The sequence below is a fragment of the Klebsiella quasipneumoniae subsp. quasipneumoniae genome, assembly GCF_020525925.1.
GTDB lineage: Bacteria > Pseudomonadota > Gammaproteobacteria > Enterobacterales > Enterobacteriaceae > Klebsiella > Klebsiella quasipneumoniae.
The window spans coordinates 13716-30206 of the sequence record NZ_CP084877.1; the positions used below are offsets into that span (position 1 = coordinate 13716).

8 protein-coding genes and 3 pseudogenes are annotated in these 16491 nt (G+C 52.0%); 3 read left to right on the top strand and 8 right to left on the bottom strand.

Annotated elements, in window-relative coordinates:
- Positions 1 to 15 precede the first annotated feature (15 nt).
- The 3 genes and pseudogenes from LGM20_RS25640 to sopA all read right to left on the bottom strand — a co-directional run bounded on the left by LGM20_RS25640 (position 16) and on the right by sopA (position 4746).
- A pseudogene (locus LGM20_RS25640) lies at positions 16 to 1214 on the bottom strand (RNA-guided endonuclease InsQ/TnpB family protein).
- A gap of 1394 nt (positions 1215 to 2608) precedes the next feature.
- Positions 2609 to 3580, bottom strand: coding sequence for a ParB/RepB/Spo0J family plasmid partition protein (locus LGM20_RS25645; RefSeq protein WP_004152062.1), 972 nt, complete (start codon positions 3578 to 3580; stop codon positions 2609 to 2611).
- Positions 3580 to 4746, bottom strand: coding sequence for a plasmid-partitioning protein SopA (gene sopA / locus LGM20_RS25650; protein WP_023307490.1), 1167 nt, complete (start codon positions 4744 to 4746; stop codon positions 3580 to 3582). The genes LGM20_RS25645 and sopA overlap by 1 nt, the downstream gene beginning before the upstream one ends.
- A 751-nt stretch (positions 4747 to 5497) precedes the next feature.
- Between sopA and LGM20_RS25655 the strand changes: the two genes are divergently transcribed.
- Positions 5498 to 6508: a RepB family plasmid replication initiator protein gene (locus LGM20_RS25655; protein WP_000200071.1), complete on the top strand. Its 1011-nt coding sequence runs from the start codon at positions 5498 to 5500 to the stop codon at positions 6506 to 6508.
- Positions 6509 to 7224: 716 nt separating this feature from the next.
- Here the strand turns inward: LGM20_RS25655 and LGM20_RS25660 are convergent.
- Both LGM20_RS25660 and LGM20_RS25665 read right to left on the bottom strand, forming a co-directional pair.
- On the bottom strand, positions 7225 to 7965 hold the full coding sequence (locus tag LGM20_RS25660; protein WP_001515717.1) for a tyrosine-type recombinase/integrase: 741 nt from the start codon (positions 7963 to 7965) through the stop codon (positions 7225 to 7227).
- Positions 7966 to 8595: 630 nt separating this feature from the next.
- Positions 8596 to 9474, bottom strand: a pseudogene (locus LGM20_RS25665) (IS3 family transposase); the annotation flags it as partial.
- Here LGM20_RS25665 and LGM20_RS25670 point away from each other — a divergent pair.
- Positions 9464 to 9730 (top strand): annotated as a pseudogene (locus LGM20_RS25670) (ATP-binding protein); the annotation flags it as partial. The pseudogenes LGM20_RS25665 and LGM20_RS25670 overlap by 11 nt on opposite strands.
- A 32-nt stretch (positions 9731 to 9762) precedes the next feature.
- A complete protein-coding gene (locus LGM20_RS25675; protein ID WP_224222717.1) occupies positions 9763 to 10800 on the top strand; it encodes an IS5 family transposase in 1038 nt (345 codons plus the stop codon).
- Between the two features lie 46 nt (positions 10801 to 10846).
- Here the strand turns inward: LGM20_RS25675 and lacY are convergent, their stop codons facing one another.
- The 3 genes from lacY to lacI form a co-directional block, all read right to left on the bottom strand.
- The gene (gene lacY, locus LGM20_RS25680; RefSeq protein ID WP_003846917.1) at positions 10847 to 12100 is read right to left on the bottom strand and encodes a lactose permease; all 1254 of its coding nucleotides are present in this window, start codon (positions 12098 to 12100) and stop codon (positions 10847 to 10849) included.
- Between the two features lie 51 nt (positions 12101 to 12151).
- Positions 12152 to 15226: a beta-galactosidase gene (gene lacZ, locus LGM20_RS25685; RefSeq protein ID WP_004187094.1), complete on the bottom strand. Its 3075-nt coding sequence runs from the start codon at positions 15224 to 15226 to the stop codon at positions 12152 to 12154.
- A 121-nt stretch (positions 15227 to 15347) separates the two neighbouring features.
- The gene (gene lacI, locus LGM20_RS25690) at positions 15348 to 16430 is read right to left on the bottom strand and encodes a DNA-binding transcriptional repressor LacI (RefSeq protein WP_004206569.1); all 1083 of its coding nucleotides are present in this window, start codon (positions 16428 to 16430) and stop codon (positions 15348 to 15350) included.
- Positions 16431 to 16491: the final 61 nt, after the last annotated feature.

Below are 16491 nucleotides of genomic sequence, written 5' to 3' on the forward strand. Positions count from 1 at the left end.
GGATTCCTACAGCGTTCAGACCGGAGCCTGACTCGCCTCGGTGGGTTCCTGCTTCAGCGGGCGGCCCGACTGTATCATCCCTCCACAGGCAAGCACGGCATGTCCTGCCGCTAAAATGTTACGTGCTCCGTTGATATCGGCGTTCTCGGTATAGCCGCATACCTGACACACGAATTTACTTTGCGTTTGACGGTTTTCTTTCGCCGTATGACCACAGCAGGCACAACGCTGGCTTGTGTATGCCGGAGGTATCGCCAGTACCTGACCACCACGCCAGAGCTGCTTGTACTCAAGCTGTCTGCGCATTTCGTACCAGCCCTGATCCAGTATCGAACGGTTTAAGCCTGATTTGGCTCTGATGTTTCGTCCGGGCCGCTCTGCCGTACCTTTTGCCGATTTCGACATGTTACTGACCTTCAAGTCCTCAATGACGATCATCGCGTGGTTTTTGCTGATTTCACTGGTGACTTTGTGAAGGTAGTCGCGCCGGATATTGGCAATGTGTGAGTGCAGACGCTGGATTTTTTTCTTCTGTTTCTGCCAACTGGCACTGAATTTAACTTTGCGGCTTAACTGCCGTTGAAGCATAGCCAGCTTACGCTGGCTTGCTTTGAAGCTGTTGACTGGCTGGTATACGGTGCCATCAGAAAGCGTGGCAAGTTTCGTGACTCCGGCGTCCAAACCGACCATTGACGCTGCCTTATGAACCTGTTCAGGCACTTCGTATTCCGTCTGGATGCTAACGTACCATTTGCCGCATGACTGGATGACCGTGACGTTTTTAACTTCGCCGATGACTTCACGGCTATTGCGATAGCGTATCCAGCCCAACTTAGGAAGCGATATACGATTGTTGGTCTGATCGAGCTTCACGCCTTGCGGGCATCGTTTTGGCCGCGTTTCTTGAAACGAGGGAATGCTGCACGCTTCTGGAAGAAATTCTTGTAGCCGCGCTCCAGATCTTTGAGCGACTGCTGCAACGGCTGTGATGGCGTGTCTTTTAGCCACTGGGTATCAGGGTGTGATTTCCACTCAATGAGCCATGAAGCCATTTTGGTGTAGGAAACATATTTGTTCCCCGCTTCATGGTTTTCGTTTTGAAGCGCCAGCGCACGGTTAAAGACGAAGCGACAAGCCCCAGCGAAGCGCCGCATATCGCGCTCCTGCTGACCATTCGGTCTTAACTGGAATTTGAAGGCTTGAAGTCGTTTCATGAGGCTATTTTAACCGAAGTTAGTCGGAAAACCGCGCCTTATATCCCCGCCCTGAAGGTCGGGGTTTTACGGCGCACTGGATAACAGGGGCCTCCTTGCCGTCCCCCAAAAACAAACGGTATGTTTATGCGCTGTGATGATTCCCCCGGATTCTTTTTATGGTCCAGTGGTGTCTACAAAGTCAATTAATACGATAACGTGACGGACTTTCAATATGTTACCCACACGGTTATCCCCCGTTACTGTGGATAATCAATATATTGTGTCTCTGGCAGTTGCTTTTCCTACCATATGTTGTCCCTCCCCGTTCTATTTTGTGATCGCACAGTGTGAAAAACGACATCACAGTGGAGACGCTGCTGACGGGATGATGTTCATCCAGGGTCGTAAGATCGGCCGGTACTGGTTACCCGCCGGACGAAGGGCCGGCCAACGCGCAGCGTCGGTAGCTGGCTTTAAAAATGCCGGCGGAAATTTAAAGATTAAGCTGCATACTCTGCGAAATTTTGCAAATTTCACTCAACATGCTTCGTTCAGATCCCAATAGAGCTTTCACCATCGCCTGTAATAGCCGCCCTGCTGCGTGATTACTCCGCTCATCGGGTTGCTGGCGACAAGCCAATACCTGTTCGTGACAGGCATTGATTGAACCGTTATCCCTAACTAATAATGTGCCGACGATGCAGGTGGGACCGTGGTCCCAGGCAGATAAGCTGACAGATGACGCAGGTGGGACCGTGGTCCCAGGCAGATAAGCTGACCGACGACGCAGGTGGGACCATGGTCCCAGGGAGATAACTTGACCGACGATGCAGGTGGGACCGTGGTCCCAGGGAGATAACCTGACCGGCGATACAGGTGGGACCGTGGTCCCAGGCAGATAAGCTGACAGATGACGCAGGTGGGACCGTGGTCCCAGGCAGATAAGCTGACCGACGACGCAGGTGGGACCATGGTCCCAGGGAGATAACTTGACCGACGATGCAGGTGGGACCGTGGTCCCAGGGAGATAACCTGACCGGCGATACAGGTGGGACCGTGGTCCCAGGCAGATAAGCTGACAGATGACGCAGGTGGGACCGTGGTCCCAGGCAGATAAGCTGACCGACGACGCAGGTGGGACCGTGGTCCCAGGCAGATAAGCTGGCCGACGACGCAGGTGGGACCATGGTCCCAGGCAGATAAGCTGACAGATGACGCAGGTGGGACCGTGGTCCCAGGGAGATAACCTGACCGGCGATACAGGTGGGACCGTGGTCCCAGGCAGATAAGCTGACCGACGATGCAGGTGGGACCGTGGTCCCAGAGAGAATATTCAGGCCAGTTATGTTTTCTGGCCTGTGAGAAAGGAAATGAAGTAAAGGGAGATCACCGTAGACTAATGCGTGTCCGCATCAGACTCCTGGTTTCTCAAGCTCCTTAAGAATGGCTTCTATTTTCTCTATACACTCCGCAGGAATGCGGGACTTATCCAGGTTAAGCACCATTTTATCGCCCTTATACAATGCTGTTGCCCCTGGAGCAAACTGATGACGTGAGCTCAGATTAACTCTTGATGCGGGAGATTGTTTCAGTACGGATGTTAAAAGACTAATGACCTCTTCAGCTTCAAAGATTAGTCCCGCTTTCTTCTGATCGTGGAGAGTCTCAGCCTGCTGCTTCAGTAATTCTTCTTTATCTGCAAAAGCCTTCTGAAGGGCTTCACCTGACCGGGCAGACAGTTCTCCAGGATGTGCAAACAGGGCAACAACGGATTTAGGCAGTTTGGCCGTATTAATACAGCGGGTAATGATCTTACGAGAGATATTTTCCGCATCGGCAAGCGCAGAAATATTTCCTGCAAACTCATTCTGCAGCCGGCTTGTATAACGCAGGCCACGTTCATAAGCACTCGTCGGCCGATAATCGTTACCCAGTCGGGACAATGCAGCCATCTGCTCATCGTCCAGTTCACCAACCAGAACGCGATAATCACTTTCCGTCAGGATTGCGGCTTTACGGCGACGGCTGCCGTCTGCAATTTCTATGACATCAGAAACCCGGCGGCCGAAAGCTGGAGTCTGCTGACCGGTCAGTAAAAATGAAGGAATGAGATCATCCAGAGCATCTTCGGTAAGTAGTTCCTGATCACGCTCATTTCCTGACCATACGCGTGAGGCGCTCTCAACAGAGTCTCCCCGGAGCACCTCAAGGGTAAATTTTACTTCCCGTCCACATACCGGAAGAGAGATAGCATTACCGCGGGCCATAGCACCCACGCGCGCAATTAATGAATCCACCATCGGCGCGGCCGGCGCCGGTGATGAAGTATCTTCAGTCGATTGAGTATGTGTGGTATGCCTTGGAATGACAGGGGCACGCTTCATTATCTAATCTCCCAGCGTGGTTTAATCAGACGATCAAAAATCTCATTACAAACAGGTTCCCAGATTGAAAGTGCGTTTCGCCATGCGCCGGTCGAAGAACGTTGATCAATCGCCTGTTCGAAAACGGTTCTCATGCGGATCTGGCCTTTACCAACTTCATCGGTTTCACGTACCACATTTTTAAGAACCATGCTTCCCCATGCATCGCGAATTTGTTCTTCCATCCACGGGGACTGCGAACCATTGTTATTACTGTATTTGGTAAGCAGAATACGGACATCCGGCTCAAAGCCTTTAAGATCCACATTCCTGAGTAGATCACGAAGCATATCGAAAAACTGCAGTGCAGAAGTGTAATCGAACAGCTCTGCCGGGGTGGGAACAATCAGCACATCAGCAGCGCATACGACATTGATCGTGCCAATACCGAGGTTCGGTGCGCTGTCGATAACAATCACATCATAGTCATGAGCGATCGTTTCAATAGCAAGGCGGAGCATCAGATGCGGGTCGGTGGGCAGTTTTCCTTCATCAAATTTGCCCATCAGTTCAGTTTCAATGCGATGCAGTGCCAGGCAGGACGGAATGATATGAAGGCCAGGCCAGCAGGTTGGTTTTATCGCATAACTGGCATCATCCTTTTCACCAAGATAAAAGGGCAGGAGAGTATCTTCCGCGTGTATATGAAGATCGGGCACCCATCCGTGATACATCGAGGCTGTGCCCTGAGGATCATTACCCTCGACAAGCAGAACGCGTAATCCTTTCAGGGCCAGGTCCTGAGCCAGGTGAACAGAAACGGAGGTTTTGTAAACACCACCTTTGTGAGCAGCAACACCAATCACCGGCGGAAACGCATCTTCAGCACGGCGCAGTCGTGTACCAAATACATCCCGCATGTGATTGATTTGCTCGATGGTATAACCAACGCGTTGCTCAACTCTTCCACGGGTTTCCATATCAGGGTGAGGCAGCCGGCCAGCTTTCTCGGCATCCCTGATAGCCTGAGATGACACGCCAACTAAATCTGCTGCTTCACCAATCCTCCAGCGCCGGGTTATTTTCCGGGCTTCCGGACTGTCATCATTAAACTGCGCAATGGCGATTGCTTTCGTCATTTCATGACCAGCACTTATGCACTGGTTGAGTGTATCCATGAGTCCCATACTGAACATCCTTTAATCATCACTTTGCATTATTTTATTAAATCTTGGAATTTATTGCAAAGCAACAATAAAAACGCAAAGTGCACGAAAAAGTGCAAAGTGAACCGCATTGGGTGATGCAAAGACCGCAGGGGAGTACAAAAGAGTACATACCGCAGCCAATATTAATCACTGCCGCTCGCCGCAGTAAGCGATCTCACGGAGTGAGAAAGCGGCGAGGAAGCGGAAAATCACAGAATTCACAGATTGCACGTACGTCGGGTTGCTTAAGATGGCTCGGGATCAGCCAGTTATAATGAAATTGACTGCGATATGTAATATATTGACTGTGGCATGATACTTACTGTATCTGTGTCGAGAAAGAGGAAAGACGACTCAGCATACCGTAGTCAATGTTTCATTGTTGTACCTGTAGATCTCAATCTTCCAGAGCGTATTCAGGAAAATCAGGGCAGGGTTCTGGATACCTGGTGTGGCGCTTCCGGCCTTGTATCTGAGTTATTCAAGGTCTCGATCCAATAATTGATCCCAAGGAGATCATAGTGAGATCCAAAAGAGATCCCCGGATCGCTCCAGCATGCGCTGTAACTGGCTTTAACGTCTGTCTGGATCGACTGCGGAATGTAAAATGTTGACTGTTATATGCATAATCTAATACTGTGATATGCAACGGTATTTACTGAGGTATGTATATCCGTTGACTGCGATACGTATTACTACATCCTTTTGTGGATAACCGTTGAGGATCAAGATGACGAGCGAAAATAACAGCTTACTTCTGAACCTTCAGGAAGTTGATAAGACAACCGGCGAAGTTGTTAAGCTGGATGTCAACAGCACCAGTACCGTGCAGCCAGTAGCGCTCATGAGACTCGGTCTCTTCGTCCCAACTCTGAAATCAACAGGGAAGAGCAAGGCGAACCGGAAAAACGTTACAGACGCGACTGAGGAGCTTGTACAGCTGTCTATTGCCAAAAGCGAAGGGTACACTGACGTTAAGATCACCGGTTCGCGTCTTGATATGGACACGGATTTTAAAGTCTGGCTGGGGATAATTCGTTCCATGTCGGAGTATGGGGTAAAAAGTGACACCCTGGAACTGTCGTTCGTCGAATTCGTTAAGATGTGCGGATTTAACTCCCGTCGTTCAAACAAAAAAATGCGCGATCGCATCAGTAATTCCCTGTTTAAACTTGCCTCGGTTACGCTGAAGTTCCAGAGCGAGACCAAAGGATGGACCACCCATCTGGTGCAGTCAGCCTATTATGACATCACCGAGGATATCGTTGAGATAAAGGCTGAACCTAAGCTGTTTGAGCTTTACCACATGGACAGAAGGGTACTGCTGCGGCTGAAAGCCATTGACGCCCTGCAGCGCAAGGAATCAGCCCAGGCGCTTTATACCTACATCGAAAGTCTTCCCCAGAATCCTGCACCTATTTCCATGAAACGGATGCGTGACCGGCTAAATCTCACCTCAAATGTCTATACGCAGAACCACACGGTGCGTAAGGCGATGGAGCAGCTGCGGGATATTGGTTATCTGGATTACACCGAGTTTAAACGTGGCCGAGCCACCTATTTCAGCGTGCATTATCGCAACCCCAAACTCATCAGTGGTCCTGTGAAGGTTCCGCGCAAAGAGGAAGAAGAGAAGGCGCCAGAGCAAAATTATGACGAAGTCATTAAGGCGCTGAAGGCTGCTGGCATCGATCCTCTTAAACTGGCTGAAGCCCTCTCAGCGATGAAGCCAGAAAATTGACTGCGATATGCATAACATGACTGCCGGATGCCGCTAAGGACATTCCATTGACTGTGATATGCATCACGCATACCGCAGTCAATATTTATTCTCTATCATCTCTGCCCGGATCGAACAATATTGACTGTAATATGTGATTTGGGGTCGTGATACGCAGATATTGACTACGGCATGCGGGTTAAATGGGGGTAATCCCTGGTCTGTTAACCATTCCATGGGTGATAACATGCCACAGTCAATTTTTCAGTAAAGCTCTATACCCCTTATGAAAATCTCAATCGGGTGCTGAGACGGTCATGTTACCTGACGGTATCCGTTCCCCTGTGTACTGCAGGTTTAGCCCGGCAGGATGAGACTGCAGCTGTCTGTATAACCCGGCGCCAGCTTCACACTGCTAAATGCGATTAGGAAACGGGAGCCGGATGGCAGAAAGGTGTTGGCCACAGATGGTGAATGACTTTCGCGGTTAACGGGATGATTTGCTGAGCTTCCAGGAAAAACGCACAGTGGGATGCACGGCCAGTATGCCTGCATTGTGCCCTGTCTTGACTGCGGTATGTTGATGCCTGCAGGATTGCAGGTCACCGGGTAAGACCATGGCGGTTCAGTCATCAGCATGATGGCCTGGTGTGCTAGAGCAGGGAGGGGGCTGAATGCTCTCTGCTCCTGTATTCCATATTAGCGGAATACAGGACGTCATGCCAGGGCCGTCAATCTCAGCCGGCCGGGGGCAGGGAGCGAAGGATCTCCGCGGCATCTCGCCCATCACCGGTAAAGGGAACGGCCAGGGTGGCAGCCATGTCCAGCGCAAATACCCGGGTATAGACTTCCATCGAGCGCGGATCCTTATGCCCGGCCAGTGCCTGGATGACCTTCCTGGGCTGCCGGTGATAAAGCATGTGCATAATATAGCTGTGACGGAAAGTATGCGGCGTCACGGGGATCGAAAAATGCACGCCGTCAGCTTCAGCCCGCTTCACCGCCTGTTTCAGCCAGTTGCGCATTGTCTCATCCGTGACCGGCCATAACGGCTCACGCCGGCGGGGGCGGGTGGTGACCATCCAGCTTTCCATCTGACGTACAAAACTGGCATCCGTCAGCGGTACCAGACGCACTTCATCTTTTGGCGGCCGGCCACGACGTGCCCGCACTTTTTCCGACAGCACCCGAACAAAAGGGCGCAGACCATCCAGGTCGAACGATTCCGGGGTGAGCGTCCGGGCTTCACCGATACGGATCCCGGTATTCCACATGGTGGCGAACAACATGTGGTGACGCTGGTCAGGCATATACCAGAGGAGGGCGCTCACTTCCGGCGCCAGGAGGTAAGCCGGCGTGGCACCTGTTGAGGTGGCCATCCGCCGGAGTGCCACCGCGGTCGCAAAATCAACGCCCGGGGCGATCGGCAGCAGAGAGACGCGTTCTGGTGAATTCTGCAAGGGAATGATGCTGTTCATGAGTTATTTTTCACGTAGCGCACGCACTGTTTATGGATACAGGTATTTTGCACCTGACGGGCCGATCCTGCCATGACAATAAATCGCAGCGCGCGGATCCTTTTGTTGTCTTATCCCGCATTATTGCGGGTAAAACCAAATGCGTAAAGGATCGTTTTTCTGCTCAGATCCTCCATGAAGCCAGTAATGACGCGGGTTGATGGCTGTTTTACGGTTTTTGGGAGAATTGGAGTAATGCCAGGATGTACATGTTAGGCAGGAAAAAGAAGAGAAGAGAGCGCTACGCGATTTCCGGCCTGGTACACCCCTGTAACCTTGCGGGATTTCGCGTAACGCTTTCATAAGTTTACAACAGAAGAGAAAAGATATTTGCTGAAAAATGAAGTCCGTAAGTTAAATAAAAAATCATGATCCGTCCGGCACTATGTACTTAGCTGTCGTTTAGGTCTTAGGTGTTTTTGCTAAATTACGATGGTATCCCTTGTCAGAGTAATCTGGCTTGTCCTGCACATCTTCAGGTGACAATCCAGTGCAATTTCAGGGGTTAATCCTTTTGTCGTCAGCAGAATCTATCTATAAACGGGCTGTTTGTTGGTTCGCCAGAAGGAAAAAATTTAGCGTCTGAAGTGGTCAACAAAAACTGGCCACCGCGTTAGAGTTTTTCCAGTATCGGTTTTCTGATTCGTTTGGCGGTAACCCACCATTATATTCGTGCGGTCTTAGTGCGCTGTAATATCCAACGATATAGTCCGTTATTGCGCGAGCTGCATCGCTGAAGCTTACATAGCCCGTCGCCGGCACCCATTCGTTCTTCAGACTCCTGAAGAAGCGCTCCATTGGGCTGTTATCCCAGCAGTTTCCACGCCGACTCATACTCTGCCTGATCCGGTATCGCCACAGTAACTGCCGGAACTGCCTGCTCGTATAATGGCTGCCTTGATCCGAATGAACCAGCACCTGTTTTTGGGGATTACGCCGCCATACAGCCATCAGCAGTGCGTTCAGGACAATGTCCTTTGTCATCCGGGATTGCATGGACCAGCCGATAATTTTGCGTGAGAACAGATCAACAACCACGGCAAGATACAGCCAGCCTTCGTGGGTCCTGATATAGGTTATGTCGGTTACCCAACGCTCATCCGGAGCATCCGGATTGAACTGTCGCTGGAGCCTGTTGGGCGACACGATACTGGCCTCGCCTTTACGTGCCCGCGGGCTCCGGTATCCGACCTGAGCCTTTATCCCGACACGTTTCATCAGTCGCCAGACTCTGTTCACTCCGCACTGTTGCCCGCTGTCCCGCAGATCCAGATGGATCTTGCGATAACCATAGACGCATCCCGATTCCAGCCAGAACTGTTTAATCTGTCCTGTCAGTCTCAGGTCTGCCTGATGGCGTTGTGAATGCGGCTGCTGAAGCCAGGCGTAAAAGCCACTGGGATGAACATCCAGCACCCGACAGAGCAGGCGAACAGGCCAGCAACGGGCGTTGTCACGGATAAAGGCGAAGCAGGAAAATCGTCTTGAACGTCAGCTGCAGCAACTGAGTTATGCGCGGGTGCTTATCCTGGATGAAATAGGTTATCTGCCAATGAACCGTGAGGAGGCGAGTCTGTTCTTCCGGCTGCTGAACCGCCGGTATGAAAAAGCGAGCATCATCCTGACGTCAAACAAAGGGTTCGCCGACTGGGGTGAAATGTTCGGTGATAACGTGCTGGCGACGGCGATCCTGGATCGTCTTCTGCATCACTCAACGACGCTGAACGGCTTTGTTGAATAAATCGAACTTTTGCTGAGTTGAAGGATCAGATCACGCATCTTCCCGACAACGCAGACCGTTCCGTGGCAAAGCAAAAGTTCAAAATCACCAACTGGCCCACCTACAATAAAGCCCTCATCAACCGTGGCTCCATAACTTTCTGGCTGGATGATGAAGCTATTCAGGCCTGGTATGAGTCGGCAACGCCTTCATCACGGGGAAGACCTCAGCGCTATTCTGATCTCGCCATCACCACCGTTCTGGTCATTAAACGCGTGTTCAGGTTGACCCTGCGGGCTGCGCAGGGTTTTATTGATTCCATTTTTACACTGATGAATGTTCCGTTGCGCTGCCCGGATTACACCAGTGTCAGCAAGCGCGCAAAGTCGGTTAATGTCAGTTTCAAAACGTCCACCCGGGGTGAAATCGCGCATCTGGTGATTGATTCCACCGGGCTGAAGGTCTTTGGTGAAGGCGAATGGAAAGTCAAAAAGCATGGCCAGGAACGCCGTCGTATATGGCGAAAGTTGCATCTGGCAGTTGACAGCAACACACATGAAATCATCTGTGCAGACCTGTCGCTGAACAACGTTACGGACTCAGAGGCCTTCCCCGGGTTAATCTGGCAAACCCACCGGAAAATCAGGTCAGCCGCCGCCGATGGCGCTTACGATACCCGGCTATGTCACGATGAACTGCGGCGTAAGAAAATCAGCGCGCTTATCCCTCCCCGAAAAGGTGCGGGTTACTGGCCCGGTGAATATGCAGACCGTAACCGTGCAGTGGCTAATCAGCGAATGACCGGGAGTAATGCGCGGTGGAAATGGACAACAGACTACAACCGTCGCTCGATAGCGGAAACGGCGATGTACCGGGTAAAACAGCTGTTCGGGGGTTCACTGACGCTGCGTGACTACGATGGTCAGGTTGCGGAGGCTATGGCCCTGGTACGAGCGCTGAACAAAATGACGAAAGCAGGTATGCCTGAAAGCGTGCGTATTGCCTGTAAACACAACCCGCTACGGGGGAGACTTACCCTAAATCTGATTTATTCAACAAAGCCCATTCCGTCCTGATAAGTTGGTCGGATAAGGCGCTCGCGCCGTATCCGACATTAATTTCTTAAGCGACTTCATTCACCTGGCGACGCAGCAGAGAAAGTGGGCCGGGGCCGCTAAGCGTGAACACGGAAATTAAGGTGAAGCCCAGCGCCACCAGACCCAGCACCAGGTAAGCGCCCTGGAAACCGATGCTTTCATACATATTGCCCGCCAGAATAGACATAAAAATCATCGCCAGTTGCTTAAAGAAGCAGAAACAGACCAGATAAATCGTCGCTGAAAAACGCACTTCAAACTGGCTGGTAATATATTTAAAGCAGCCCACCAGCAGGAACGGTACTTCAAACATATGCAGCGTTTTCAGAATAACCACTTCCAGTGCTGAGGTAGCGAACGATGAGCCAATAATACGTACTGACATAATAGTGCCAGCCAGCAGCAGGGCGTTTTTCCCACCGATGCGATTAATGATCAGTGGCGCAAAAAACATAATCGAGGCGTTAAGTAATTCGCCCATTGTCGTTACGTAGCCAAATACCCGCGTACCCTGTTCACCGGTAGCAAAGAACGAAGTAAAGAAATTAGCAAACTGTTGGTCAAAAACATCGTAGGTGCAGGAAACGCCAATAACATACAGTGACAAAAACCACAGTTTTGGCTGTCTGAACAGTTCCAGCGCCAGCTTAAGGCTAAATGCCGAATGGTTGGCACCTACCGCATTGGCAACCGTGGCAGAAGAGGGCGCATCCGTTTTGGCGAAAAAGAGTAAAACGGCGAGGATGAATGCACAGCCAGAACCCAGCCAGAAAACAAACTGATTATTGATGGTGAACATGATGCCGACAATCGAGGCACACAGCGCCCAGCCAACACAGCCAAACATCCGCGCGCGACCATATTCGAAATTACTGCGACGGCTGACTTTCTCGATAAATGCCTCTACTGCTGGCGCACCGGCGTTAAAACAAAAGCCTAGATAAATACCACCAACAATCGATCCTACTAAAATGTTGTATTGTAACAGTGGCCCGAAGATAAAAATAAAGAACGGCGCAAACATCACTAACATGCCGGTAATAATCCACAGCAGGTATTTGCGCAGCCCGAGTTTGTCAGAAAGCAGACCAAACAGCGGTTGGAATAATAGCGAGAACAGAGAAATAGCGGCAAAAATAATACCCGTATCACTTTTGCTGATATGGTTGATGTCATGTAGCCAAATCGGGAAAAACGGGAAGTAGGCTCCCATGATAAAAAAGTAAAAGAAAAAGAATAAACCGAACATCCAAAAGTTTGTGTTTTTTAAATAGTACATAATGGATTTCCTTACACGAAATACGGGCAGACATGGCCTGCCCGGTTATTATTATTTTTGACACCAGAGCAACTGGTAATGGTAGCTACCGGCGCTAAGGTGGAATTCCGCCGACACTGACGGGCTCCAGGAGTCGTCGCCACCAATCCCCATATGGAAACCGTCGATATTCAGCCATGTGCCTTCTTCCGCGTGCAGCAGATGGCGATGGCTGGTTTCCATCAGTTGCTGTTGACTGTAGCGGCTGATGTTGAACTGGAAGTCGCCGCGCCACTGGTGTGGGCCATAATTCAATTCGCGCGTCCCGCAGCGCAGACCGTTTTCGCTCGGGAAGACGTACGGGGTATACATGTCTGACAATGGCAGATCCCAGCGGTCAAAACAGGCCGCAGTAAGGCGGTCGGGATAGTTTTCTTGCGGCCCTAATCCGAGCCAGTTTACCCGCTCTGCTACCTGCGCCAGCTGGCAGGTCAGGCCAATCCGCGCCGGATGTGGCGTATTGCTCGCCACTTCAACATCAACGGTAATCGCCATTTGACCACTTCCATCAATCCGGTAGGTTTTCCGGCTGATAAATAAGGTTTTCCCCTGATGCTGCCACGCGTGGACCGTGGTAATCAGCACCGCGTCGGCAAGCGTATCTGCCGTGCACTGCAACAACGCTGCTTCGGCCTGGTAATGGCCCGCCGCCTTCCAGCGTTCGACCCAGGCGTTAGGGTCAATGCGGGTCGCTTCACTTACGCCAATGTCGTTATCCAGCGGTGCGCGGGTGAACTGATCGCGCAGCGGCGTCAGCAGTTGTTTTTTATCGCCAATCCACATCTGTGAAAGAAAGCCTGACTGGCGGTTAAATTGCCAACGCTTATTATCCAGCTCGATGCAAAAATCCGTTTCGCTGGTGGTCAGTTGCGGGATGGCGTGGGGCGCGGAGGGGAGTGTCACGCTGAGGTTTTCCGCCAGACGCCACTGCTGCCAGGCGCTGATGTGTCCGGCTGCTGACCATGTGGTCGCGTTCGGTTGCACTACGTGAACCGTTAGCCAGAGTTGTCCGGCGCTCTTCGGCTGCGGTAGTTCAGGCAGTTCAATCAACTGTTTACCTTGTGGAGCGACATCCAGAGGCACTTCACCGCTTGCCAGCGGCTTGCCATCCAGCGCCACCATCCAGTGCAGGAGCTCGTTATCGCTATGACGGAACAGGTATTCGCTGGTCACTTCGATGGTTCGCCCGGATAAACTGAACTGGAAAAACTGCTGCTGGTGTTTTGCTTCCGTCAGCGCCGGATGCGGCGTGCGGTCGGCAAAGACCAGACCGTTCATGCAGAACTGGCGATCATTCGGCGTATCGCCAAAATCACCGCCGTAAGCCGACCACGGATTGCCATTTTCATCATATTTAATCAGCGACTGATCCACCCAGTCCCAGACGAAGCCGCCCTGTAAACGGGGGTACTGACGAAACGCCTGCCAGTATTTAGCGAAGCCGCCAAGACTGTTACCCATCGCGTGGGCGTATTCGCAAAGGATCAGCGGGCGCGTCTCTCCAGGCAACGAAAGCCATTTTTTGATGGACCATTTCGGCACAGCCGGGAAGGGCTGGTCTTCATCCACGCGCGCGTACATCGGGCAAATAATATCGGTTGCGAAGGTGTCGGCTCCGCCGCCTTCATACTGTACCGGGCGGGAAGGATCGACAGATTTGATCCAGCGATAGAGTGCGTCGTGATTAGCGCCGTGGCCTGATTCATTCCCCAGCGACCAGATGATCACACTCGGGTGATTACGATCGCGCTGCACCATTCGCGTTACGCGTTCGCTCATCGCGGGTAGCCAGCGCGGATCATCGGTCAGACGATTCATTGGCACCATGCCGTGGGTTTCAATGTTGGCTTCATCCACCACATACAGGCCGTAGTGGTCGCACAGCGTGTACCACAGCGGATGGTTCGGATAATGCGAACAGCGCACGGCGTTAAAGTTGTTCTGCTTCATCAGCAGGATATCCTGCACCATCGTCTGCTCATCCATGACCTGACCATGCAGAGGATGATGCTCGTGACGGTTAACGCCGCGAATCAGCAACGGCTTGCCGTTCAGCAGCAGCAGACCATTTTCAATCCGCACCTCGCGGAAACCGACATCGCAGGCTTCTGCTTCAATCAGCGTGCCGTCGGCGGTGTGCAGTTCAACCACCGCACGATAGAGATTCGGGATTTCGGCGCTCCACAGTTTCGGGTTTTCGACGTTCAGACGTAGGGTGACGTGATCGGCATAACCACCACGCTCATCGATAATTTCACCGCCGAAAGGCGCGGTGCCGCTGGCGACCTGCGTTTCACCCTGCCACAAAGAAACCGTCACCCGCAGCTCATCGCGCAGCTCGCCGTACATCTGAACGTCTGCCTCCAGTACAGCGCGGCTGAAATCATCATTAAAGTGAGTGGCTACATGGAAATCGCTGATTTGCGTGCTCGGTTTATGCAGCAACGAGACGTCACGGAAAATGCCGCTCATCCGCCACATATCCTGATCTTCCAGATAACTGCCGTCACTCCAGCGCAGCACCATCACCGCGAGGCGGTTTTCTCCGGCGTGTAAAAATGCGCTCAGGTCAAATTCAGACGGCAAACGACTGTCCTGTCCGTAACCGACCCAGCGCCCGTTGCACCACAAATGAAACGCCGAGTTAACACCATCAAAAATAATTCGCGTCTGGCCTTCCTGTAGCCAGCTTTCATCAACATTAAATGTGAGCGAGTAACAACCCGTCGGATTCTCCGTGGGAACATACGGCGGATTGACCGCAATGGGATAGGTCACGTTGGTGTAGATAGGCGCATCGTAACCGTGCATCTGCCAGTTTGAGGGGACGATGACAGTATCGGCGTCAGGAAGATCGCGCTCCAGCCAGCTTTCTGGTACCGCTTCTGGTGCCGGAAACCAGGCAAAGCGCCATTCACCATTCAGGCTGCGCGACTCTTGGGAAGGGCGATCGGTGCGAGCCTCTTCGCTATTACGCCAGCTGGCGAAAGGGGGATGTGCCGCAAGGCGATTAAGTTGGGTAACGCCAGGGTTTTCCCAGTCACGACGTTGTAATACGACGGCCAGTGAATCCGTAATCATTGTCATAGTTGTATCCTGCGTGAATTGTTATCCGCTCACATTTTCGCATAACATACGAGCCGGACACATAGAGTGTAAAGCCTGGGGTGCCTAATGAGTGAGCTGACTCACATTAATTGCGTTGCGCTCACTGCCCGCTTTCAAGTCGGGAAACTTGTCGTGCCAGCTGCATTAAGGAATCTGCCAACGTGCGGGGAGAGGTGGTTTGCGTATTGGGCGGTAGGGTGGTTTTTCTTTTCACCAGTGAGACGGGCAACAGCTGATTGCTCTTCACCGCCTGGCCCTGAGAGAGTTTCAGCAAGCGGTCCACGCTGGTTTGCCCCAGCAGGCGAAAATCCTGTTTGATGGTGGTTAACGGCGGGATATAACACGAGCTGTCTTCGGTATCGTCGTATCCCACTACCGAGATATCCGCACCAACGCGCAACCCGGACTCGGTAATGGCGCGCATTGCGCCCAGCGCCATCTGATCGTTGGCAACCAGCATCGCAGTGGGAACGATGCCCTCATTTAGCATTTGCATGGTTTGTTGAAAACCGGACATGGCACTCCAGTCGCCTTCCCGTTCCGCTATCGGATGAATTTGATTGCGAGTGAGATATTTATGCCAGCCCGCCAGACGCAGACGCGCCGAGACAGAACTTAATGGGCCCGCTAACAGCGCGATTTGCTGGTGACCCAATGCGACCAGATGCTCCACGCCCAGTCGCGTACCGTCTTCATGGGAGAAAATAATACTGTTGATGGGAGTCTGGTCAGAGACATCAAGAAATAACGCCGGAACATTAGCGCAGGCAGCTTCCACAGCAATGGCATCCTGGTCATCCAGCGGATAGTTAATGATCAGCCCACTGACGCGTTGCGCGAGAAGATTGTGCACCGCCGCTTTACAGGCTTCGACGCCGCTTCGTTCTACCATCGACACCACCACGCTGGCACCCAGTTGATCGGCGCGAGATTTAATCGCCGCGACAATTTGCGACGGCGCGTGCAGGGCCAGACTGGAGGTAGCAACGCCAATCAGCAACGACTGTTTCCCCGCCAGTTGTTGTGCCACGCGGTTGGGAATGTAGTTCAGCTGCGCCATCGCCGCTTCCACCTTTTCCCGCGTTTTCGCAGAGACGTGGCTGGCCTGGTTCACCACGCGGGAAACGGTCTGATAAGAGACACCGGCATACTCTGCGACATCGTATAGCGTTACTGGTTTCACATTTACCACCCTGAATTGACTCTCTTCGGGTGCTATCATGCCATACCACGAAATGTTTTGC

Bases quoted from the DNA above. Each gene is read 5' to 3' on its own strand.
- sopA (WP_023307490.1), bottom strand. From the start codon at position 4,746: ATGGGACTCATGGATACACTCAACCAGTGCATAAGTGCTGGTCATGAA.
- LGM20_RS25655 (WP_000200071.1), top strand. From the start codon at position 5,498: ATGACGAGCGAAAATAACAGCTTACTTCTGAACCTTCAGGAAGTTGAT.
- lacZ (WP_004187094.1), bottom strand. From the start codon at position 15,226: ATGACAATGATTACGGATTCACTGGCCGTCGTATTACAACGTCGTGAC.
- lacY (WP_003846917.1), bottom strand. From the start codon at position 12,100: ATGTACTATTTAAAAAACACAAACTTTTGGATGTTCGGTTTATTCTTT.
- LGM20_RS25645 (WP_004152062.1), bottom strand. From the start codon at position 3,580: ATGAAGCGTGCCCCTGTCATTCCAAGGCATACCACACATACTCAATCG.
- LGM20_RS25660 (WP_001515717.1), bottom strand. From the start codon at position 7,965: ATGAACAGCATCATTCCCTTGCAGAATTCACCAGAACGCGTCTCTCTG.